Annotated in this window: 20 protein-coding genes and 1 pseudogene; all 21 read left to right on the top strand. The window is 45.5% G+C overall.

The window, feature by feature from the left end; genetic code table 11:
• Nucleotides 1-397, top strand: a pseudogene (locus tag ED312_RS23860) (hypothetical protein); the annotation flags it as partial.
• A gap of 9 nt (nucleotides 398-406) precedes the next feature.
• Nucleotides 407-916 (top strand): hypothetical protein, encoded by a 510-nt coding sequence (locus tag ED312_RS18265; RefSeq protein WP_123217472.1) that lies wholly within the window; start codon nucleotides 407-409, stop codon nucleotides 914-916.
• Between the two features lie 11 nt (nucleotides 917-927).
• A complete protein-coding gene (locus ED312_RS18270) occupies nucleotides 928-2,877 on the top strand; it encodes a DUF11 domain-containing protein (protein WP_123217473.1) in 1,950 nt (649 codons plus the stop codon).
• A 4-nt stretch (nucleotides 2,878-2,881) separates the two neighbouring features.
• Nucleotides 2,882-4,117 carry a gliding motility-associated C-terminal domain-containing protein gene (locus ED312_RS18275; RefSeq protein WP_123217474.1) on the top strand — a complete coding sequence of 412 codons (1,236 nt, stop codon included), beginning with the start codon at nucleotides 2,882-2,884 and terminating at the stop codon, nucleotides 4,115-4,117.
• 80 nt (nucleotides 4,118-4,197) lie between these two features.
• Nucleotides 4,198-5,109, top strand: coding sequence for a PorP/SprF family type IX secretion system membrane protein (locus ED312_RS18280; RefSeq protein ID WP_123217475.1), 912 nt, complete (start codon nucleotides 4,198-4,200; stop codon nucleotides 5,107-5,109).
• A gap of 18 nt (nucleotides 5,110-5,127) precedes the next feature.
• Nucleotides 5,128-7,053: an OmpA family protein gene (locus ED312_RS18285; RefSeq protein ID WP_123217476.1), complete on the top strand. Its 1,926-nt coding sequence runs from the start codon at nucleotides 5,128-5,130 to the stop codon at nucleotides 7,051-7,053.
• Nucleotides 7,054-7,418: 365 nt separating this feature from the next.
• Complete coding sequence (locus ED312_RS18290; protein ID WP_123217477.1) at nucleotides 7,419-8,120, top strand: helix-turn-helix domain-containing protein; 702 nt, start codon at nucleotides 7,419-7,421, stop codon at nucleotides 8,118-8,120.
• A gap of 266 nt (nucleotides 8,121-8,386) precedes the next feature.
• Nucleotides 8,387-10,258, top strand: coding sequence for a monovalent cation:proton antiporter-2 (CPA2) family protein (locus tag ED312_RS18295; protein WP_123217478.1), 1,872 nt, complete (start codon nucleotides 8,387-8,389; stop codon nucleotides 10,256-10,258).
• Nucleotides 10,259-10,507: 249 nt separating this feature from the next.
• Nucleotides 10,508-11,680, top strand: coding sequence for a cysteine desulfurase family protein (locus ED312_RS18300; RefSeq protein ID WP_206363283.1), 1,173 nt, complete (start codon nucleotides 10,508-10,510; stop codon nucleotides 11,678-11,680).
• Between the two features lie 37 nt (nucleotides 11,681-11,717).
• Nucleotides 11,718-12,881 carry an XdhC family protein gene (locus ED312_RS18305; protein WP_123217479.1) on the top strand — a complete coding sequence of 388 codons (1,164 nt, stop codon included), beginning with the start codon at nucleotides 11,718-11,720 and terminating at the stop codon, nucleotides 12,879-12,881.
• Nucleotides 12,874-14,253, top strand: coding sequence for a TlpA family protein disulfide reductase (locus ED312_RS18310; RefSeq protein WP_123217480.1), 1,380 nt, complete (start codon nucleotides 12,874-12,876; stop codon nucleotides 14,251-14,253). Before ED312_RS18305 ends, ED312_RS18310 begins: the two co-directional genes overlap by 8 nt.
• Before the next feature lie 10 nt (nucleotides 14,254-14,263).
• A complete protein-coding gene (locus tag ED312_RS18315; RefSeq protein WP_206363284.1) occupies nucleotides 14,264-14,872 on the top strand; it encodes a nucleotidyltransferase family protein in 609 nt (202 codons plus the stop codon).
• A 12-nt stretch (nucleotides 14,873-14,884) separates the two neighbouring features.
• Nucleotides 14,885-15,865, top strand: coding sequence for a GTP 3',8-cyclase MoaA (moaA, locus tag ED312_RS18320; RefSeq protein WP_123217481.1), 981 nt, complete (start codon nucleotides 14,885-14,887; stop codon nucleotides 15,863-15,865).
• Nucleotides 15,866-15,901: 36 nt separating this feature from the next.
• Nucleotides 15,902-17,092: a molybdopterin molybdotransferase MoeA gene (locus ED312_RS18325; RefSeq protein ID WP_123217482.1), complete on the top strand. Its 1,191-nt coding sequence runs from the start codon at nucleotides 15,902-15,904 to the stop codon at nucleotides 17,090-17,092.
• Between the two features lie 80 nt (nucleotides 17,093-17,172).
• Nucleotides 17,173-17,400, top strand: coding sequence for a MoaD/ThiS family protein (locus ED312_RS18330; RefSeq protein ID WP_123217483.1), 228 nt, complete (start codon nucleotides 17,173-17,175; stop codon nucleotides 17,398-17,400).
• A gap of 58 nt (nucleotides 17,401-17,458) precedes the next feature.
• A complete protein-coding gene (locus tag ED312_RS18335) occupies nucleotides 17,459-17,899 on the top strand; it encodes a molybdenum cofactor biosynthesis protein MoaE (RefSeq protein WP_123217484.1) in 441 nt (146 codons plus the stop codon).
• Between the two features lie 394 nt (nucleotides 17,900-18,293).
• A complete protein-coding gene (locus ED312_RS18340; RefSeq protein WP_123217485.1) occupies nucleotides 18,294-18,749 on the top strand; it encodes a (2Fe-2S)-binding protein in 456 nt (151 codons plus the stop codon).
• Between the two features lie 23 nt (nucleotides 18,750-18,772).
• Nucleotides 18,773-21,064: a xanthine dehydrogenase family protein molybdopterin-binding subunit gene (locus ED312_RS18345; protein ID WP_123217486.1), complete on the top strand. Its 2,292-nt coding sequence runs from the start codon at nucleotides 18,773-18,775 to the stop codon at nucleotides 21,062-21,064.
• Nucleotides 21,065-21,477: 413 nt separating this feature from the next.
• Nucleotides 21,478-23,808, top strand: coding sequence for an ATP-dependent helicase (locus ED312_RS18350; protein ID WP_123217487.1), 2,331 nt, complete (start codon nucleotides 21,478-21,480; stop codon nucleotides 23,806-23,808).
• A gap of 6 nt (nucleotides 23,809-23,814) precedes the next feature.
• Nucleotides 23,815-24,024: a hypothetical protein gene (locus ED312_RS24305; protein ID WP_240643137.1), complete on the top strand. Its 210-nt coding sequence runs from the start codon at nucleotides 23,815-23,817 to the stop codon at nucleotides 24,022-24,024.
• The gene (locus ED312_RS24310; RefSeq protein WP_240643138.1) at nucleotides 24,017-24,334 is read left to right on the top strand and encodes a potassium channel family protein; all 318 of its coding nucleotides are present in this window, start codon (nucleotides 24,017-24,019) and stop codon (nucleotides 24,332-24,334) included. The genes ED312_RS24305 and ED312_RS24310 overlap by 8 nt, the downstream gene beginning before the upstream one ends.
• Nucleotides 24,335-24,423: the final 89 nt, after the last annotated feature.

Here is a 24,423-nt window from a genome sequence, read left to right on the forward strand (position 1 = left end):
CGAAACACTGACCATTTTAGAAGCCGGCGATAACGCTAGTCTTAATTATACAGATGAAGATGGTGAAATTACAGCGATAAAAGCCGTTATGCCGAAGTTCTTTTATATGCCGTCGGTAGCAGTACCCACAGAAATTAGAAGCACCCCGCAAACACTTGATTTATACGGTATGTACAACAACCAGTTCGGAAGTCCTATGGCCAAGAACCCGGCATCCGGCACCGCTACTTTGCCGGTATTACCTGCAGGTGAATTGAATTATTATATAACGTATTTCGATGCCAATGTATTTGAAAGTGTTTCTGTAAGTGATGCAGGGATATTGACCTATACTGTTAAGGCAGATGCAGAGATGTCTTTAGCAAGTTTTATGAATATCGTATTTGAAGTGAAATAAGATTGAAAGATGAAAAAAATAACATATATCGCAGCCATTATATGTCTGTGCTTTCTATGGAAAGGGCAGGCCCAGAACACCAAAATAGTTTCTTTGGAAAAGAAGCAAAGTACTTCCGGTAAACAGGAGGGCAAAGATTTGGAATACCTGAAGGCAGGAACACCTTATAAACTATCTTTTACAAAAGAAAGCGGCCCTTTATATGCATGGAATAAGGAAGGAGGGGTTGAAGTAGTGGAATTTGAGGATGTTTCTTTATTACATGAATTGAAGAATGCCAGGCATGCTAAAGATTTCAATGCTGCAAAATTGCTGATCATTAATTGGAACAATAATGGAGATATTGGTATAGCGGAAGACGATCTGGCTATGTTTCAAAACCTGCGCTACATTCTTATCAGGAGTTATCAGCCGTTAAACGAAAATCTCGTGGCCGGTCTCATTCATTCATTACGACCTTCTGAGATAAGAGAGAACAAAATAGAAATCCTGTTTGAAACATTGGAAGCAGCAAACTAACCCCCGATTCTATGAAAACTGATTTTTATAAAATTAAAGCTTTACGGGTTGTTTGCCTCTTGTTTTTGTTCATGGCCGGTTTTTCGGGTTTTGCCCAGGTTATTGTGCCTTTTGAACCCAGGAAATCAGACAAGGCCCCCGCACCGTATACGAATGTGACCAATTATAACCTGCAAGGGGATTTCACTATGATCGGTAATACCAATATGACCCTTGTTAATTACTCTAATACCGCCGGTAACAATGCGGATATGAAATATGTGGACGTAGATGGAGATCAGAGTACACTCAATTCTTCTTCAGCTACACTTACCCTGGAAGGAGAGGATGAATGTTCCGAAATTATTTATGCGGGGTTATATTGGTCGGGAAGAGCACATAATGGAAATAGTCCCAATACATTTACAGTTGGAGAAAAACAATTGGATAAGCGAAAGGTCAGGTTAAAAAAAGCAGGAGATACCTACCAGGAGATCACAGCTGCTGAGGATGATATTTATTATCCTACTACTTCTCATGGCTATATGTATTCTGCTTATGCCGATGTGACCGATTATGTGAGAGAGAATGGAGCGGGAGAATACTTTGTAGCTGATATGGCCCTCCGGGAAGGAAACGGAGGAGGAACCGGTTACTATGGGGGGTGGGGCATGGTCGTAATTTATAAAAATCCCTCTATGAAATGGCGTGATATCACTGTGTTTGACGGACATGGCTATGTCACCGGTTCGGCAACAGTCAGTCATGAATTATCGGTATCCGGTTTCCGGGCCGCACAGAATGGAGATGTAGCGGTAACATTGGGTATGATGGCAGGTGAAGGGGACGTTGGTATTCCGGGAGATTATTTTCAGATCAGGAATGCAGCCAATTCCAACTGGGTGAGTTTAGCTCATGGAGGTAACGCAACCAATAACTTTTTTAACTCTTCCATATATACTGGGGGAAACTCTCGGAATCCAAATCTGGGGAACAATACAGGAATCGATATCAGTATGTTCGATCTGAATAATAATAGCAATCAGATTATTGCTAATAACCAGACATCTTCGCGGTTCCGTTATGGGACCACACAGGATACCTATATCATCTACAACATTGTTTTCGCCGTAGATGCTTACGTCCCCGAGATAGATGGCGTAAATACCCCTACGGATGCGGGAGTGATCCATGATGGTGCTGTAGACCCGGGACAGGAACTGGAGTTTGAACTTTCCATATACAACCGGGGAACCGAAGCGATCAATAATGCCAGAGTTGAGATCCCGCTTCCGCCCAATGTGCATTTTGTGGAAGCTTCAACTGAAACGCTTGGCGGTGCGGTGGTCTGGGAACATCCTGATAGTAACGATCCGGATACGACTCCGGGGGGAAAGATCATATGGGATATCGGTAGTATACCATTGGGAAACAATCCCGATGAACTGCTCGGTAAAATTATATACAGGATACGTGTCACCGACAATTGTACATTGCTTACTACCTCGGCAGGAGGATGTGGCCTTACAATCCCGATCAATGGCCGGATCACGGGTACCGGAGCCACTTCCGGGACAACCCTGGATACCGATTTTATTCGCGAATACGCCACAGGTGATTGTTACGGACCGATATATGGCGATTTCAGGTCAACCATAGATATCACCGGCGTTACATGCCCTGATGTCTCGGAAGATGGTTTTAAGCGCTTCACCGCATTTTGTACGGGAGGAAACATGCCTAGGACATCCGTTACGGACATTTACCCGGCTGGTACGATATTTTACGACGGTATCCCGGGAGAAACAGGTTCGCAGGAAGTAACGGGAGATTTCCCGGCTAATAATGACGGTACTACAGTTACCCGTTTCTATGCGGTTATACCGGGAATGGAACCAGGATGTTACTTGCAATTAGAGACCATCCTCAGGAAATGTATGGTGATTACCAATCCCATGCTCCCCTCAAAAGCAAAACAATAAGGATATGAATAAGGATACATTTATAAACATTATTGGCGTCTTGGTCCTTTTGTTACAGGTATGCCGGGTAACCGCACAAACCGTCAACACCGGAGAACTGTCCGTTGCTTCCGGAACCCAGGTGTCTACGATGGAGGATTTCGACAACAGGGAAAGCGGAACGGTAAGCAACGACGGGGAGTTCTATATCTATGGGAACTTTAACAATGACGGACTGGTCAGCTTTACTCCCGGAACAAAGACAGGGATCACCCTTTTCAAGGGGCTCTACGGGGCACAGTCCATCACAGGCGAAATGCCTTCGGATTTTTTCCATGTATTATTTGATAATCCGGCCACACAACCTGCCTTTCACCTCTCAGGAGACATCAGCATTTACGGAAAAGCACAGTTTCAGGACGGTATATTAGATGGTGATATTTATGGCGGATTGGTCACTTTTCAGCAGGGAGCCTTTCACGAGCTGGTGTCTGACATCAGTTTTGTAGACGGGCAGGTACGTAAAACAGGTAATGAAGCCTTCGATTACCCCGTCGGGGACGGGGGGTATTACCGTAGGGCATCCATGTCTGCACCATCCGATACCGAGGACCATTTTACGTCGCAGTATATCCTGAAAAATTCCAATACCCTCTATCCGCATTCGGATAAGGAAAACAACATAGAGTTGATAGACGATACGGAATACTGGAAGATAAACCGGACCAACGGAACATCCGGTATAGTTCTTACCCTTACGTGGAATGAAGAGACTACACCATCGGGTATTCTGGGTGAAGAAGATGGTAAGGCAATACATATCGTGCGCTGGGACGATGTCAATAAACAATGGAAAGACGAAGGAGGCGTGGAAAACCGCGATGAAAAAACGGTTACTACGGCAGTATCCGGTTACGGTATATTCACCTTTGCCAGAGTAATGACAGAAGAAGAACCCGACAGTGGTCTGGTCATCTATAACGGGGTATCTCCCAACGGAGATGGCAGGAACGACTTTTTCTATATCAAGGGGCTGGAAAAATACCCCGAAAACACTGTGGAGATATACAACCGTTGGGGGGTAAAGATATACGAGGCGAAGGGATACAATAACGCCAATGTCCGCTTTGACGGGTATTCGGACGGACGTGCTACGATAAACAAGGACAGGTTACTACCTTCCGGTACATATTTCTACATCCTCAAATATAACGACAATAACATATCGCGGGATAAATCGGGGTATTTGTATATCAATTAACCCTGTATATACGGCACAGAAAAGAGGGAGGCGAATGTATTTTGTACTCCTTGAAAATGAAGTAGTTAAAAACAAGACAGATGAAGAAGATTTTTTTGATATTGGGATTATTCGGCTCCTGGATAGGTTTTGCACAACAGGAACCCCAATACACGCAGTATATGTACAATACTATAAGCGTCAATCCCGGTTATGCCGGTACCCGGGGAGCTACCAGCATGATGGGTTTGTACAGGCGGCAATGGGTTGGTCTGGAAGGGGCCCCGAAAACCGCACAGTTTTCCATACATTCCCCCATCAGCTACCAGGGGCACGGATTGGGCCTGTCCGTAATTAATGACGAAATAGGACCATCCAGGGATACTTATGTCAATGCCAGTTTCTCCTATAAATTACAACTGGATTACGATACCTGGCTGAATCTCGGGGTTATGGCCGGGGGGAGTTTTCTGGATGTAAACTACGATAAGCTGAATATCCATGATCCGGGAGACCCACAGTTAACCGGAAGGCTGAGTAAGTTTTCGCCCAACATTGGTGCAGGTGCCTACCTGCATTCGAGCAACTGGTATGTAGGATTATCGGTCCCGGCTTTGCTGGAAACGAATTTCTATGACGATATTCAACAGTCAGTAGCCAAGGAAAAAATGCATTTCTATCTTATCGGGGGATATGTTTTTGACCTTAATCCCATGCTGAAATTTAAACCGGCAGCCCTGGTCAAAGCAGTGAGCGGCGCTCCTTTGGGAGTGGATGTGTCGGCCAATTTCCTGTTCACTGACAATTTTACCCTCGGGGCCGCCTATCGCTGGGACGCTGCCGTGAGCTTTCTGGCAGGTTTTAGTATCACCGAAGGGCTGCACCTGGGGTATGCCTATGATTATGACACCACACGACTGGGAAATTACAACTCCGGGACCCATGAGATATTTGTCCGGTTCGAATTTATTTCCTCGTCCAGGAACAGAATGGTTTCCCCGAGATTTTTCTAATCCAAGCAACAGAATACAATGAATAAAATACTATACATAACGTTTTTTCTTATCCTGTGTAACCCTTTGTTGGCACAGGAAGGCAAAAAAGACCGTGCGGACAAGGATTACGATAAGTTCGCCTATATCCGGGCCAGTGAGCTATACGAAAGGCTCCTGAAGAATGGTTATGAATCCAAAGACCTGTATGGTAAACTGGCCGATACTTATTACTTTAACGCCCGTTACACAGAAGCCCTGCCGTATTACAGCAAAATGCTGGATTATGATGGAGAGACGGAACCCGGATATTACTACCGGTATGCCCAATGCCTTAAGGCAGATAAAAAGTATGAAGAGGCAGATAAGGTCCTGGATAAATTTTATACCCTTGTAGGATATCCGAAAAAAGATAACGCCAGCCTGCTTCATGCCGTGGAAACCCTGAAAAACGGGTCACCCCGTTACGTCTTGACCGATGCCGGGATCAATACCGGGTATGCCGATTTCGGAACCGGCTTTTACGGTAAGGACCAGGTAATATTTGCTTCGGCCAGGGATACGGGAATCTTTGTAAAAAGGACCCATAAGTGGAACCAGATGCCCTTTCTCAAGCTATATACGGCAACGATAGACAGTGCCGGAAAACTTGTTTCTCCGGAAAAATTGGGAGGAGAGGTGAACTCAAGGTACCACCAGACTACGGCAGTGGTAACAAAAGACGGGAAAACCATGTATTTTACGAGGAATAATTACCGGAAAGGAAAATTCCGGAAATCCGAAGACGGTACGAACCATTTGAAAATATACAGGGCTACCTATGCAGACGGGAAATGGGGGAATATCGAAGACCTCTCCATAAATAATGATGCTTATTCTACGGCCCACCCGGCGTTGAGCCCGGACGACAGGAACCTCTATTTTGTTTCCGACCGTCCCGGCACCCTCGGAGATACGGATATTTTTATTACCGAAATACTGGATGACGGTAGCCTCGGGCCTGTACAGAACCTGGGAGCGGATATAAACACCCCGGGTAAGGAAACTTTCCCCTTCATAGATGAAAACGGCAGGATATACTTTGCTTCCAACGGGCATGCCGGTTTGGGGGGACTGGATATATTCGCGGCTGTACGGGACCCCTTCGATCAGTACAGGACCGTAAACCTGGGAAGTCCGGTGAACTCCGTAAGAGATGATTTTGCCTTTATTGTACGTGGTGACGGAAAAGGGTTTCTATCCTCAAACAGGGAAGAAGAGACCGGGTTCGATAATATCTATGCCATATCCGAGAAAGAACCCCTTCAGTTGAAAGCTGCCCTTTGCGGACTGGTCAGGGACAGTATAACAAAAGAACCTTTGTCCGATGCAAAAGTGACACTTTATAATCGGGATAATCATGCGTTAAATGAAGTACTGACGGATGCTTCCGGGAATTTCTGTATGTCCGTATGGCCTTTTACCAATTATAATTTAAGGGCGGGCAAGGAAGAATATCAAAGTACGGAACATTGGGTAGATGAGCTCGAAAATGGTGAAAAAAGAGAAGTGGTCATGGAATTGGTGAGAGACGGCGTACAGGTAACCACGGGAGATGATCTTACTGAAAAAATGGGACTGAAACCTATCTATTTCGATTTTGACGGTTCGGGTATACGAAAAATCTCCGAAATAGAGCTTGGCAAGGTTATTGAAGTGATGAAACAGTATCCCCGCCTGGTTATAGAAGTACGTTCCCATACCGATAGCCGCGGAAGTGATGCCTACAATAAGGCACTTTCGGAAAGAAGGGCCCGGGCGACGGTAAATTACATTGTGAATAAAGGTGGCATTTCTCCCGACCGGATCAGTGGTAAGGGGTTTGGGGAAACCGAACTTATTAATTCCTGCGCAGATGGCGTATCGTGTACTGAAGAACAGCATCAGCAGAACAGGAGAAGTGAATTTATATTGATGCAAATGTAATTTTATATTCGTATTTTATACTCCCGGAAGACGGCTTTTCAGGATAATCTTTTATCCTTATGAATCAGCCCCGACGGATAACAATATTTTTTTAAGGGTTTTATGTTTTTTTACAGTCTTTATAATACAATTTGATTGTTCATAAGAATTACAGGAAGCTCCTGTATTACCGGAATGTATGGCACTGGCTGAAAAAATATAAGACAAATAAAATTAAGGCAAACGTACTCTTACAGACTGTTATAGCAAATGAAAAGCTGAAGTGGATTGAAATAAGATTTAATAATATTCGTTAAACTACGAACAAAGGCCCCACCCCTTGATATAGGTTACTGTGCGTAGTACATGCTAAATGAATAGAAAAGATGAAGAGAGAGGAAACAAACAACCGACCCCCAAAAGAAAACGATGTAGTCCCCGGTAAAGAGGCACTCAGTGTAAAAGAAGTATTGAGGAACCTGAAAGAAATCCTGAACCTTCGGACCAATAAGGAATTGTCCGATGTACTCGGGGTAAGAGCCAACACCATCTCGACATGGAAAAAAAGAAACAGTCTGGATTATAGCAGACTGGTTGCCATGGGCAAGCACCATAAACTGGACCTGAACAAATTATTCTCTAATAATGTGTTCGAACCTGATATGGAGAGAGATATTATTGCTGTCCCGAGAGAATTACAATACCAGTATGTTTCGAAAAGGCAGGACAGGAAATTTCTCAACAATCTGCCCAGGTACCGTTTTCCGTTTTCTTCTGCGGAAAATGCCAGGGCTTTTCAAACAACCGATTTATCATCTTCCATGACCTTTAAAGGAATATCTTATGTGGTCGCGGAGCCGTTGGAAGACACGGAGATTTTCGCTAGCGGAAAAACCTACGTGGTTGTCAATCGCGAACAGGGAATATTTATAGGACGGATAGAAAAGGATAAAAAGAACAAATCGCATGTCCACGTAATTACCAATAATCATACGATTATACCCGGAAAAGTGAGCATGATGCACAGGGAGATCATAGAGTTATGGGAAGTGACCAGTATGATCTATCAGGACTTTGTAGAGGGGTAATGAAGCTGACCTGTTACCTGTTTTGGGCCTGATGGCACGGGGCAAGATGCACATTTTAAACAGAAGCCCCGTTCTGTTTAAAATGTGCGATGGAAAAAAATATCCGGAAAATCCGGTAACTGGTTATCAGTTACCTGCTTTGGTTCTAGGGAAAAGGAAAGGTGAAAATCTTTCCTTTTTTATTTGTATTTTAGAATTTATTTCCCGGATATTTCAGTCCCCGGAAATAAAGAGTACGGGTATAATTACAAACCAACAAGTAGCCGATGCACGAATCTTTCTTTATCCATGCTTTTATCTATCTTGCCGGGGCGGTTATCATGGTACCTATAGCCCAGTATTTTAAATTGGGTTCCGTACTGGGATACCTGCTTGCCGGAATAATTATCGGTCCGTCTTTTCTGAAACTGGTTGGAGAAGAAAGCCAGGATGTTATGCATTTTGCCGAATTCGGGGTGGTGATGATGCTTTTTGTTATCGGCCTTGAACTCGAGCCTCTGCGTTTATGGCGGCTGCGCCGCCGTATCGTGGGACTGGGAGGGGCTCAGTTGCTCAGTACCGCCTTACTGGTTTTTATAATTTGCAGCCTGCTCGGACTTTCCTGGCAGGTTTCCCTTACCCTGGGAACGATCATATCCATGTCATCTACCGCCATAGTACTTCAGATACTGGAAGAGAAAGGATGGAACAAGACCATGGCAGGAAGGAGTGCATTTGCCGTACTTTTGTTTCAGGATATGGCCATTATTCCCATTCTGGCCATTTTGCCGTTGTTATCTTTAAACGGGGGAAATACCACTACTGAAGAAACTACTCTCCTGGGGCACCTTCCCGGGTGGGGCCAGACTCTGGCTGTGATTGGTGCCGTAACCATAATAATTGTAGCCGGTAAATACCTGTTGTACCCCGTATTCCGGGCTATGGCACGGACACGTCTGCGCGAAATGTTTACCGCCATCGTACTGCTGCTTGTTGTTGGAATTGCCCTCCTCATGCACCTTGTAGGGCTAAGTCCCGCCCTGGGGGCCTTTCTGGGAGGCGTGCTACTGGCCAACAGCGAATACCGGCATGAACTGGAAAGCGCCATAGACCCGTTTAAAGGGTTGCTGCTCGGCCTGTTTTTTATGACCGTGGGATCCACGATCGATTTTAAACTGGTAGTACAACAGCCCTGGATTATTACCGGGATGGTACTCGGGGTTATTCTCCTGAAGGCGGCGATATTGCTCTTGCTGGGAAAAATATTTAATATCCGCAATGCACAAAATTTTATTTTCAGTCTCGGCCTTGCCCAGATAGGAGAATTTGCTTTTGTACTGCTCAGTTTCAGCCTGGGAGAGGGGATAATTTCTGCGGAATTAAATTCCCTGATGATGGCTACGGTGGCCATATCCATGGCATGTACACCATTGCTTATGATGTTCAACGAAAAATTTATCCTCACCCGTTTGTGTGCTGTTAGCGTCGATGATAAAAATAAAGATTATTCCGATGTAGAGGAGGAGGAGAACCCTGTAATTATTGCAGGATATGGTCATTTTGGAAATACGGTAGGCCGTTTTTTACAGGCCCATAATATTCCCGTTACCGTATTGGACTACGACAGCGATAATGTGGATTTTCTGAGAAAAGTAGGCCTCAAAGTCTATTTCGGAGATGCTACCAGGCACGATCTCCTGGAAATTGCCGGGGCGAACAAAGCGGAAATTTTGATTATAGCTATCGGAGACGAAGAAAAACGGATGGTCCTGATAGAAACCGTTAAAAAACATTTTCCCCACCTCTATCTGCTGGTCCGTGCAAAAGACAGGAATGAAGCCTATAACCAGATGAACGCGGGAATGATGCATATCTACAGGGAAAGCCTGGATACCAGTCTGCGGCTTGGGGTGGATGCCCTCAAGATACTGGGCCATAAAAGGCATGAAGCCGTAAGGGCCGCAAAAACTTTTTTTGTTCATGATGAAAAAACACTCAAATACCTTTCCAGTATCCGGAACAATGAAGAATACATTGTAGCCATCCGCGAAAAAATGCAGGAATTGGATATATTGATGAAAGCAGATAGAGAAGAGTTTCAGGTGGAAGTCGAAGAAGAGGACCGGACAGGGGGTGGCAAAGACTTTCAGGTAAGATGAAAGGTGTTAAAAAAATGGTAAAAGTAACCGTGCCTCATCTTTCGGAAGGGCCGGGGGTTGATTAAGCCGAAAATAAACTATATATTTAGAGCATATAGAATCCCGGATTTCCGTAACTTTCTGTTGTGATTGTGTTTAGTCTGAATATTGCTGCGGGATATTCATACTGTTGTACGTATGGTAATTATCCCTGTATGTAATAGCTTACGGGAACCCGGGATCTTGTTCATATCAGGAAAATTATAACACATGCTCAAAAAACCGGTATATCTGGATTATAATGCGACCACGCCTTGCGACCCCGATGTTGTGGACGCTATGATTCCGTATTTTTCGGAACATTTCGGTAATACGGCCAGTAGGGACCACAGTTACGGCTGGGAAGCGGGTGAAGCGGTAGAGTTGGCCCGGAGAAAAATCGCCCGGCTCATAGGGGCGCCTTCATCCGGGATGGTATTTACTTCAGGGGCCACAGAAGCATTGAACTTTGCGTTAAAAGGAATTTCGGAGACGGGAAAACCTCATAAAAATCACATCATAACCTCCCGGACGGAACATGAAGCCGTATTGGATACCTGCCGGTATCTGGAAAAAAAAGGCTGTACGATAACATATCTCGGAGTAGACACTTTCGGAAATATCGATTTGCAGGAACTGGAAAGGGAGATCAGGCCCGAAACAGTGGCAATAGTATTGATGTATGCCAATAACGAAACGGGACTTGTACACCCGGTAAGGCAAATCGGGAAAATAACAAGAAAATACCGCGTCCTTTTTGTTTGTGATGCAACCCAGGCGGTCGGTAAGATCCCGGTAAATATCCTTGAAAACAATATAGATCTGCTGGCATTTTCATCTCATAAAATGTACGGGCCCAAAGGGGTGGGGGCATTGTATATGGGCGAAGAGGCCAGGAAAAGAATATCCCCGTTGCTTCACGGAGGAAAGCATGAAAAAGGATTTCGCAGCGGTAGCCTGAATGTACCGGGAATTGTGGGGTTCGGGAAAGCTGCGGAAATATGTTACGCACGGATGGATACGGAGTCCAGGCGCCTGGAACGGCTCCGGAATATGATGGAAAACATATTACTTACCGCGGACAGGCTGGCAGTGAATGGCGATACGGGGAACAGGCTTTCACATGTTACCAATATTTCCGTCGACGGGATAGAAGGAGAGACGTTCATACTGTCCCTCGCTATGGATATTGCCGTGAGCTGCGGAAGTGCATGTTCGGGAAATGTACATACCCCTTCCCATGTTCTTCGGGCCATGGGAATGTCGGCAGAGCAGGCGGGAAATTCCCTGCGCCTGAGCCTCGGAAGGTTTACGACGGAAGAAGAGGCCCGTTTCGCCGCAGAAACCATAGTCCGGGCGATTAAGGAGAGAAGGAAAAGACGATTGATAACGACAAACGGCTGATATCGTTCGGTACGAAGCGAAATTAAAAGACAGATCGTTGAGTTTAGCAAAAGAAATACGGCAGATCATTGAAGCCTACGACCAGGCTACAGCGCAGGGAAAGAGGACCGCGCTGGCCACGGTGGTACATGTGGATGGATCGTCCTATCGCCGTCCCGGGGCCCGGATGCTTATTACCGAAGACGGGGAACTTACGGGAGCCATAAGCGGGGGGTGCCTTGAAGGAGATGCCTTGCGAAAATCGTTGTTGGTCATTATGCAGGATTATCCCATGCTGGTAACTTATGATACTTCCGATGAGGATGACGCTCTTCTGGGTGTTGGTCTCGGATGTAACGGTATTATACGGGTGCTGATCGAACCCGTGTCCGGTTCCGTATCTCCGAATCCCGTGGAATTTTTGAAAAAACTGGAAAAAGACAGGTATCCCGCTGTCCTTGTAACCCTTTTTTCCCTGGAAGATCACAGAAGCAGAATGCAGGGGACCTGCCTGTTCCTGAAAGAAAAAGAATCTGCCGGAGAACTGGATGGAAGGCTGCTGCAGGAATCCCTTTTACAGGAAAGTATTACTGTCCTGGAGAACCGGCATTCCGTTTTTAGGAAATACCGGGCGGAACAAGAAGAAATAGTTGCTTTCATACAGTATATCGAGCCGGAAATAAACCTGGTTATTGCAGGGGCGGGGAATGATATTTTTCCCGTAGTAGAGATGGCCGGCATACTCGGATGGAAAGTTACCCTGATAGACGGCCGGCCGAACTACGCCAACAAACAGCGTTTCTCCTCGTGCACTATTGTGATCGGCGAACCCGAAAAAGCATTGAACATGATAGAAACAGATAACCGAACCGCCGTTTTACTAATGACACATAACTATAATTACGATAAAGTCATGATGCGGCAGTTGCTGCAAAAGGACATTCCGTACATTGGAATGCTCGGGCCTGAAAAAAAGCGGGAACGCCTACTGGATGAACTTCGGGAAGAGGGTATGGAGATAAATGCCGCCCCGGCAAATGTCTTTAGTCCGGTGGGACTGGATATAGGAGCGGAGACTTCCGAAGAAATAGCACTGTCCGCGATTTCGGAAATAAAAGCTGTTTTTGCCGGGAAACCGGGAAAATATCTCAGGGATAACAAAGGGAGTATCCATAAAACTAATGACACAGAACTAACAGATAAAATAAATATAAATGCCTAGAGCATTATTTACAATTGCTACAACCGTAATCCTGTTTTCCTGTCAACACGAAAGACCGGAAGGCATTATCATTAATTCTGTTACAGGAAATACACAGATAGACAGTCTGTATATTTCATCGGAGGTACCGGCCGAAGAAAGTAAATATCTGGCAGTTGTTTCCCCCGGAGATAAGGACATCCATATAAACAGTTCTGCGGAACATCCTGTTGCTGTCAGGATATCTACCAAAGACGGGAAGAAAAATTATCATATACTTTTGATGCCGGGTAAAGAACTGGATATCATTATAGAAAAAGATTCCACACTCCACACGAATAATTTAAGTGACTCCCTCCTGAATTATATTACCAGCAGCACGCTTCCGTTTCTCAACGATAACCTCAATATTTTGATGGGGAAAAATACTCCTAAAGATACCGTTGTTAAGATACTGGATGAGTTTCGTTTAAAAAGAGATAGTATCATTAATATTTACACAGATAAGATTACAAAGGAAGAAACAGGTTTGATTAAACTACACAACTCTGTTAGAATAAATAACTTTCTACTTTATTACGGACTTGTTTTTAATGATATAGATCCGGGAGACGCGATCTTTGATTTTACCGAACGAATAGATCATAATGATCCTTTTTTTAAAGAATATCATAATCTCGCATTGCTTAAACTGATGAGAGGATATCTTGCAACAAAAGATTCCTTGGAAAGCATAGAATCGTTTCTTGATTATGTGAATAATATTACCGTTAATAAAGAATTACGGGATTGGTATAAAGTGTGTTATGTCAGAGAATTGATAGAGCATTCCGGGCCGTGGAGAAAATATCAGGATAAATTCAGTGTTTCCGTACTGAAGGATATACTGCAAAAAGAAAAGTCTAATATGTTTTATGATGATCTTCGGGAAATCTCGGAACCCTACCTGTTAACCCGAAACGGAGAGATGGCGTATGATTTTGAAGCAGAGCAAATAAACGGTGAAAAAATAAAATTGTCCGATTTTAAAGGAAGTATTGTGTTTATTGACGTGTGGACAACCTGGTGCGGACCGTGTAAAAAACAAAGGCCGGAAGTCATGGCCCTGGCTGGGAAGTATAAGGATAATCCGGAAGTAAAGGTGTTGATGATCTCCGTAGATAACTTAAAGAAAGCATGGGATGATTATACCCGAAAGCAACCCGGAGATTTCGGGACCGAATTATATGCAGAAGGTGGGTTTCAGGGAGATTTTGGTTATAATTACAATATTCATTATGTGCCGAGATACATGGTAATAGATAAGGACGGAACCATAATAAACTCACACCTGGAGAAAGCTTCGGATGCCATTGATGTTATAGAGGCCCTGGTCTCGGAAAACCAGACATAAATCATATCTTTTGAGTACTGATCATTATGCTATTATCATCCTTGCCGCGGGAAATTCCAGTCGCCTGGGGCAACCGAAACAGTTGCTGGAATATAAAGGCAAAACCCTGTTGCAAAATGCGGTGGATGAAGCCCTGGGCACAGGTGCGGAACATGTGGTGGTTATACTGGGCGCCAATGCCGGTAATATAAAAGCCGGAATAAAGGGAGACGGGATAACATTCCTGGAAAATCCGGATTACAGAAAAGGTATGGCTTCCGGAATATCTCTCGGTACCGGATACCTGGAAAAAAAGACTGGAAACAATACAGATGGAATATTAATTATGTTATGTGACCAGCCTTTTGTAAATTCGGGACTTCTGACGGCCTTGATGAAAAAAAGGGAAGAAACAGGCGCCCCCGTAGTAGCCAGTCGGTACGGGAACCGCAAAGGCGTTCCCGCAGTATTTCACCGGAATGTATTTCCTGAACTCCGGGAATTGACCGGAGATCAGGGTGCAAAAGGGATTATCCGCAACTATGCCGACCGGACGGAGACCGTAGAATTTCCGCAGGGGCATATAGATATCGATACTATGGAAGACTATCACAGGCTGACAGAGGGTGATAAAAATTAATAAAAAGGATCAATGATAAAAGATACATACAACAGAACACACGATTATCTCAGGATATCCCTTACGGATGTATGTAACCTGAGATGTTTCTATTGTATGCCGGATGAAGAATATGACTTTACTCCCGAAACCAGGCTGATGCAGGTAGATGAAATAGAGCATATTGCAAGGACCTTTATTGATCTTGGAATTAAAAAAATAAGACTCACCGGGGGAGAACCCCTCGCCAGAAAAGATGTGGGGGAAATATTAAAAAGGCTGGCCGGGCTTCCCGTAACGCTCACCATGACGACCAATGCTACCCTTCTTCACCGTTATATAGATGTGCTGGAAAAAGCAGGCGTCCGGTCATTGAACATCAGCCTGGACACCCTGAAGACGGAAAAATTCCTGTGGATGACCAGGAGAAAGCAGTTCCGCATGGCACTGGATAATATAAATATGGCCATAGAAAGAGGGTTTCATGTAAAAATCAATGCCGTGGTGATGAAGGGGTTAAATGACAATGAGATAACGGATTTTGTAAAATGGACCAAAGACACCCCGGTGCACGTTCGTTTTATTGAATTTATGCCTTTTAACGGTAATAAGTGGACGAGTAACCAGGTATTTACCTGGCAGGAAATGCTGGAGACAATAGGTTCGGAATACCGCTTTGAGCGCCTGGAAGCAAAACCTAACGATACGGCGAAGAAATACCGGGTTCCCGGCCATAGGGGAACCTTTGCCGTGATAAGTACCATGAGCGCGCCTTTTTGCAGCGGATGCAACCGTATGAGGCTCACTGCCGACGGAAAAATGAAAAACTGCCTGTTCTCGAAAGGAGAAACCGACCTTTTGTCCGCATTGCGCAGGGGAGAGGACCTTGAGCCGCTGATCCGGGAAAATGTATTGCGAAAGGCCAAAGGACTGGGAGGCCAGATGGATGAAGATTTTAAAAAACTCGACGGTGATAAGATAGATAACCGCAGTATGATAAGCATAGGAGGGTAACCGTAGTAAACGTCAAATACATATAGAGTAAACAGTATGATTTCGGTAACCGAAGGCAGAAAAATTATAAGAGACCACACATTGCCCTTACGGCCGGTAACTATAGACACAGACAGGGCCTCGGGATATGTCCTTGCCGAAGATGTACGTGCTGGCTGCGATATCCCTCCTTTTGACCAATCGGCCATGGACGGGTATGCGATTCTTTATACCGGTTGGAAAACCGGGGAAGCATTGCAGGTAGACGGAGAAATACCGGCAGGACAGGCAGGGACATATGAGCTCCCTTCCGGAAAGGCGGCGCGGATATTTACGGGGGCACCGATGCCGGAAGGAGCGGACACCGTGGTCATGCAGGAAAAAACAGAAAGGGAAGGAAACAGGCTTTTTATAAAAGATCCGGAACTGGAAAGAGGAAACAATGTAAGGCAAAAAGGGACCGAAATACGGAAAAGCGAACTGGCACTTGCAAAAGGTACGGTACTTACGCCGGCGGGAATAGGTTTTTTATCCGGGGTGGGGATTACAGAAATAAAAGTATTTCCCAGGCCTTCCGTCGCTGTTATTGTCACCGGGAATGAATTGCAGGCTCCCGGAAATCCCCTTCAACAGGGGCAGATATATGAGTCGAATTCGTTTATGCTGAAAGCTGCACTTCGTGAAATGGGGATTACAGATATATCCGTTGACAGTGCCGGGGATAACCTGGACGAGCTGACAACTGTACTCGGAGAGTATATCGAAAGTCACGATGTGGTATTGCTTACCGGAGGGGTCAGTGTCGGGGATTATGATTTTGTTGTAGAGGCAGCTTCAGGGTGCGGTATAACACAAAGGTTCCATAAACTCAGGCAACGCCCCGGAAAGCCTCTCTATTTCGGGACCAAAGGACAAAAAATTGTTTTCGGACTGCCGGGGAATCCTTCGTCCGTACTTACCTGTTTCTACGAATATGTCTGGATGGCACTGCAAAAACTTTCGGGGCAGGAAAAACAACTGGCAGCACTTAATGTTCCCCTGGGTAATGAGATTTCGAAAAAGAATGCCCTGACACAATTTTTAAAAGGGGTTTACACCGATGGGGAAGTGACGCCGCTTTCCGGCCAGGAATCCTTCAGGATGGGGTCTTTTGCCCATGCCAATTGTCTTATACGGCTGGGAGAAGAAGCAAAAGACTATACAAAGGGAGAAAAAGTAGAAATACACCTGTTGCCGGTATACGGGTAGTATCCCTGAAATTTCAGGACTGCCTTTGCCTTGGAGAAGGAAAGGAAAAAATAACAGGATAACCCTAACAAAAATACAAGATGAAGATATTGGTTTTCGGACAATTGACAGACATTTTCGGGGGCTCTTTTGTACGAATGGAGGATATTCCGGATACGGATACCCTGGTCAGGAAACTGGAAGAGAAATACCCGGTATTGAAACGAATGAAATACCTCATTGCCATAAATAAGGAAATTGTCAGGGAGAATACCCTGTTGGCAGATGGAAATGAAGTATGCCTTCTCCCTCCTTTCTCCGGAGGATAAGACAGGTAATATTCCTTCCGGATGTCTTACTTTAATGATAAATTCTATAATCCGAAAAATGAAACGTACCCCTAAAAACATATTCAGACAAGGAGCCATACCGGCGTCTTTTGTAGGAGAAAGTATAGCAAAACACAGCAGTAAAACCGAAATAGGAGCCCATAGTATTTTTCTGGGACAGGTACGGGCTGATGAAGCAGAAGGAAAAAAAGTAACTGCCATCGAATATACGGCTTATGAAGAAATGGCTCTGGAAAAGATGCACGAAATAAGGGAGTCTGCCTTCGCAAAATATCCTGTTACCTGTATGCACATCTATCACAGCCTGGGAAAAGTGAAAACCGGGGAAATATGCCTTTTCGTGTTTACGTCTTCACCACACCGGAAAGCAGCTATCGAAGCCTGTAATGAAATCGTGGAACGAATAAAGGCGGAACTTCCCATATGGGGAAAAGAATTGTTTGAAGATGAAGGGTATCAATGGAAAGTCAATAACTAAGATTTCCTCCGGTACAGGAAATTAGTTGTTTTTTTGAATTGTCGGAAAGCCCGGTTTTGTCCCTGCCTCTCAAGGGAACCTTACCACATAAAACTCCCTCACGCAGATGATGTGAAACCGAATCACAGGGCGGGTGGTTTACCTTCACCCGGTTATATATTTAAAACCGTCCGTACGGCTGGGTTCCCGGCAAGGTTTTGTTCTATATTAAAAAGATTTCTTCGCATAGAACAGGACCTGAGGAATTTCGGTATTTCCTTCTTCTTATTTATTTTGAACAAATATAAATAGTTATATCGCTGTGTAAAATTTGCCATGCTGATTATCGTAACTGGTATATTATAATTAATTTTAAGCTATTCAGGTTTATCAGTTACAACTTCAAATTTAAAATATGGCACAGTATACACTTCGGATTAATGGTGTGGAACACCAGATAGATGCAATGCCCGACATGCCCCTGTTGTGGGTATTACGGGATGTCCTGGACATGAAAGGAACAAAATTCGGATGCGGAAAGGCCCTGTGCGGTGCCTGTACGGTGCATTTCGATGGTGTTGCTACCAGGTCTTGCAGCCTTCCCGTTTCTGCGGTACAATCCGCAGAGATCACTACTATAGAAGGATTGTCGGAAAACGGCGATCACCCGCTACAGAAAGCCTGGGCGGAGCATGTCGTTCCCCAATGCGGGTATTGCCAGACCGGGCAGATCATGTCGGCTGCGGCCCTTCTCCGGGAAAATCCGTCGCCGTCCGATGAAGAAATAGACAGTGCCATGCAGGGCAATCTTTGCCGCTGTGGTACATACAACAGGATAAAAACGGCCATACGCACCGCTTCGGAAAAATAATCCCTTTTTAAAATACCAGCTTTATGAAATCATCTGTACTTAAATCTCCCGAAAAGGATAAAGAAACTACAATCATATACAAGCCGGGGAGGAGGGATTTTCTCAAACTGGGCTCTCTCGCTGCTACCGGGTTGATACTCGGTGTTAACTTCAGTTGCTCCGACCGTAAGAAGGGGGGAGAAATCACGGAACTTAGGTCCGGTGCTTACCTTACGATTACCTCCGACGGGAAAGTGATTATAACGGCACACCGCTCGGAGATGGGACAGGGGGTCCGTACATCCCTGCCGCTTATTGTAGCCGATGAGCTGGGAGCTGACTGGGAAAAAGCCGAGATCGTCCAGGCAGAGGGAGACGAAGAGAAATACGGCAACCAGAATACCGACGGATCATTTTCCGTACGGATGTTCTATAAACCCATGCGTGAAGCCGGTGCTACGGCAAAATTACTGCTCATCCGTGCCGCTGCCGGAAAGTGGGAAGTAGACGAAAGTGAATGTGATACCGATAACGGAAAAGTAATCCATAAGTCCTCCGGAAAATCTGCAGGCTTCGGAGAACTGGTGGATCTTGCAGCTGCACTGCCCTTACCCAAACCGGAAGAGATTACGCTGAAAGACCCTTCGGAGTTTAAAATAATAGGGAAAGATACTCCTATCATTGACCTTCAGGATATCGTTACCGGTAAAGCAGTATATGGCATTGACGCTAAAGTGCCCGGGATGAAAATAGCTGTTATTCAGCGCTGTCCGGTTGTCGGTGGTAAGGTGAAATCTGTTAATGATAAAGCAGCGCTGGCCATCGAGGGTGTCCTGCAGGTACACACTATCGAGGGAGCGGGAATTCCGCCCCAATTGCATAAGCCTCTGAGCGGAGTAGCCGTGATTGCCGAGAATACCTGGGCGGCGATCCGGGGAAGAAAGGCGCTGGAAATCGAATGGGACCTCGGTCCGAATGCCGGTTACGATTCGGATAAACAACAGCAGGAGTTACTGGAAAAAACGAAAGAAAAAGGCACCGTAAGGAGGCAAAGGGGAGATTTTGACAAGACCCTTAAAAACGCCTCAAAAGTTATAGAAAAAACATACCTGGCACCGTTTTATGCTCACGGTACCATAGAACCCCCTGCTGCTTTGGCCAGGGTGAAAGATGGCAAATGCGAAATATGGGCGCCTTCACAACACCCGCAATGGGCAAGGGATTCCGTGGCGGATGCCCTGGGTATGGACGTAAAAGATGTTAGCGTTAATGTAACCCTGATAGGAGGAGGTTTCGGCCGTAAATCCAAGCCGGATTTTATAGTGGAAGCAGCCTTGTTGTCCCAAAAGTCCGGATTCCCGGTGAAAATTCAATGGACGAGAGAAGATGATATACAGCACGATTTCTATCATGCCCAAAGCGCACAGCGGATACGGGCGGTTATAGATAAGGACAATAAAGTGAGCGGATGGAACCATCATTCCACTTTCCCTTCCATAAGTTCTACTTCCGATGCCGGTGCCGTTCAGCCCTCGGACGGGGAAATGCGGCTCGGGTGCGTGGATTTTCCCTATGACGTACCTTCCGTACGTATTGAAACCCATGATGCCAAAGCCCATGTGCGCATAGGATGGTTGCGTTCGGTGAGTAATATCCACCATGTTTTTGCCGCGGGGAGTATGCTCGATGAAATTGCCGAGGCCCGGCAAATGGACCCTGTAGCCAATGTCCTGGATATGTTGGGCGAGGACCGAAGTATTACATTTAACGAAGAGATGCCACAGGGAGAATACGATAATTATGGAGAGAACATAAAGGATTATCCGTGGGAAACAGGAAGGCTGCGGCAGGTGATCGAACGCGTCGCCGAAAAATCGGGATGGGGAAGGGAGATGCCGGAAGGCCGTGCCCTGGGATTTGCCGCACACCGTAGCTTTCTCACTTACGTAGCATGCGTGGTAGAAGTTGCCATAGACGATCGCAATCATATAACCATACCCAATGTTTATTATGCCCTGGATTGTGGTCAGGCTGTAAATACCGACCGTATCCGCTCCCAGTTCGAAGGGGGGGGGCAGTTTGCAGCCAGTCTTGCGTTGAACAGTGCTGTGACCGTTAAGGACGGGCAGGTGGTACAGGACAATTTCGATACCTATCAGATCGTACGGATGCCTCAGGCCCCTCAGAAAATCCATGTGGATATTGTAGAAAGCGATGCCAAACCTACGGGTGTGGGAGAACCTCCGGAGCCTCCTTTTATTCCCGCTTTGTGCAATGCCATCTATAGAATAACGGGCAAACGGGTACATAAACTGCCGGTGGACCTGGAAGCGTAATAAGCTAAGAGAGCGGATACCTGCCTTTAGGATCAATGATATAAAGGATATTTACAAAGCGCCGGGTGTACAGGGTTCCATGGCCTGTTTTATCCGGACGCTGCCTTTTTTAGGAATTTCCGGTAGTATCGGGAGCGATTAACCGTGGCCCCTCATATTTTTTGGCCGGTAAAGCCCGGTCTGTCCCTCCTTTTTTAAAGAGCTCCGGCTTCTGCTATTTGTTCCTGTTCTGTAAAAGAACACAAAATAGTTTCATAATAAGGGGATAATAATTAATTTCACGCTTTGATTTCAACATGCTCATAACTGTCCTTTCCGGATGGTAACGGTCTTATATATCCTCTCCCGGTAAGTGCCGGAAGACAGGAAAAACTGCGGACCGGACATATGCATTCGAAAAAGATCGAACAATAGTGGAAAAGTACTTACAGGAACTAAATGAAGCACAGCGGGCGCCCGTACTTCACGTGGATGGCCCTTTGATGGTTATTGCAGGAGCGGGATCGGGTAAGACAAGGGTGCTTACATACCGGATAGCCTACCTGATGAGTAAAGGAGTGGATGCGTTCAATATCCTGTCTCTCACCTTTACCAACAAGGCTGCCCGGGAGATGAAGAAGCGGATTGCCGATATTGTGGGGAACAGCGAGGCCAAAAATCTCTGGATGGGAACCTTCCATTCCATCTTTGCAAAGATACTGCGCTTTGAAGCCGACAAATTGGGATATCCCAGCAATTTTACCATTTATGATACGCAGGATTCCCAGCGTCTCATCAATGCTATTATCAAGGAAATGGGGCTGGATAAGGATGTATATAAATACAAACAGGTACAAAGCCGTATTTCATCCTATAAGAACAGTCTTATAACCGTAAAGGCCTATTTTAATAACCCCGATCTGGTTGAGGCCGATGCTATGGCCAAAAGACCCAGAATGGGAGATATTTATGCTGCTTATGTGGAGCGCTGCTTTAAGGCAGGAGCTATGGATTTTGACGACCTGCTGCTAAAGACCAATGAACTGCTTACCCGGTTTCCGGAAGTACTGGCCAAGTACCAGGAACGGTTCCGCTACATCCTGGTGGATGAGTACCAGGATACAAACCATTCTCAGTACCTTATCGTAAGGGCTTTGAGCGACAAATTCCAGAATATTTGTGTGGTAGGGGACGATGCACAGAGCATCTATGCGTTTCGAGGTGCGAACATCAATAATATTATGAACTTCCAGCGCGATTATGACGATGTGAAAGTCTACAGGCTGGAACAGAACTATCGTTCTACAAAAAATATTGTGGAAGCGGCCAACTCCGTGATCGAAAAGAACAAAACAAGGCTGGATAAGGTAGTATGGACGGCCAATGAAGAAGGGGGGAAGATCAAGGTAAACCGGAGCATTACGGATGCCGAAGAGGGCAGGTTTGTTGCCGGGTCGATTTTTGAGACCAAAATGCAACACCAGCTCGCGAATAACCGGTTTGCGGTTCTGTACCGGACAAACTCCCAGTCGAGGGCCATAGAGGATGCTTTGCGGAAACGCGATATTCCGTATCGTATTTACGGAGGCCTGTCCTTTTACCAGCGCAAGGAAATAAAAGATGTACTGTCGTACCTTCGCCTGGTGATAAACCCTAAGGATGAAGAAGCATTGAACAGGGTGATCAATTTCCCGGCAAGGGGAATAGGACAGACCACGCTGGAAAAACTTACCGTAGCGGCCAATCATTATAAGCGTTCCGTTTTTGAAGTGATGGAACACCTCGACAAGATAGATCTGAAGATCAATGCCGGTACACGCCGAAAACTTCAGGATTTTGTGACCATGATCAAGAGTTTCCAGATCACCGCCCAGAGCGCGGATGCTTTTGTACTTGCCGAACATGTTGCCAAGAAGACCGGGATACTGCTCGAATTTAAAAAAGACGGTACCCCAGAGGGGATAGCCCGTATGGAGAATGTGGAGGAATTGCTGAACGGTATCCGAGATTTCGTGGAGGGACAACAGGAAATAGACGATGCTACGGGATCTATTGCCGAGTTCCTGGAGGATGTGGCGCTGGCTACGGACCTGGATAATGATACGTCGGACGATGACCGGGTTGCCCTGATGACGATACACCTGGCAAAGGGACTGGAATTTCCTTATGTATATATTGTGGGAATGGAAGAAGACCTTTTCCCGTCCGCCATGAGTATGAATACCCGGAGCGAACTCGAAGAGGAAAGGCGACTGTTCTATGTGGCGCTGACCAGGGCAGAAAAACAGGCTTACCTGACGTATACCCAAAGCCGTTATCGCTGGGGAAAACTCATCGACGCCGAACCGAGCAGGTTTATAGAAGAGATCGATGAGAAATTCCTGGAATACCTTACCCCGCCAATGGATTCTTCTTACCGGTACAAACCGATGATCGATGCGGATATTTTCGGGGAGGTGGACAAAAGTAAGTTACGGCTTAACAAGCCCGTAAGCAGTACCCCTCCGGATAAAAAAGGGCCCTCGGAGAATCAGCTCCGAAAGCTGCGGAAAATCAAGCCGGACTTGGGGAGTCCCGTGGGCAACGGAAATGCGGCCCCTTCCGATCTGTCCGTAGGTAGCAGGGTAGCACATTCCCGTTTCGGAAATGGCCAGGTCATTAAACTGGAAGGAGCCGGAAACGACCGGAAAGCGGAAATAAAATTTGATAACGGGGAGTTGAAAAAATTACTTCTGCGTTTTGCCAAGCTGGATATTGTTAAATAAATTCTTATGAGTGTAACTAATATCGTAATATCCTTACTTTCGGTTTTTAGCATATTATTACTCTCTGCTACCTTTTTTATTTCGTCCGAATCTGAAATTTACCGCCTGATCTCCTATTTTGATTATGTGCTCTGTTTTATATTTCTTATTGATTTCTTCAATCAATTGGTCAAAGCACGGGATAAGAAGAGCTACTTCATAAGGCTTGATGGTTAGATTTACTGTCGTCCATTCCGGTGGTCCACGAGTTCCGATATATCCGTATATTTCGGGTTTTCAGGATACTCCGGATAATAAAGTCCATAAAACTCTTAGTAGATTTTATACGAAAAAACAAATCGGCTTCGCTATACGGGTTCGTAGTCTTTACTGCTTTTGTTACTCTGGTACTTTGTACTACTGCAGTATTTATGTAGAAAAGGGCATAGATAATATAAAAACGGCTGAAGACGCGCTGTGGTGGAGCTATGTAACGATAACAACGGTGGGTTACGGTGATTTTTATCCGGTGACCAAATGTGGGTAAAGCAATTGCAACGATATTGATATTCTGTGGTATAGGTACGTTTGGGACAGCAGTATCGTTCATAAATGATAAAGTCTCCACATTTAAAA

It is taken from the genome of Sinomicrobium pectinilyticum, assembly GCF_003725735.1.
Classification (GTDB): domain Bacteria; phylum Bacteroidota; class Bacteroidia; order Flavobacteriales; family Flavobacteriaceae; genus Sinomicrobium; species Sinomicrobium pectinilyticum.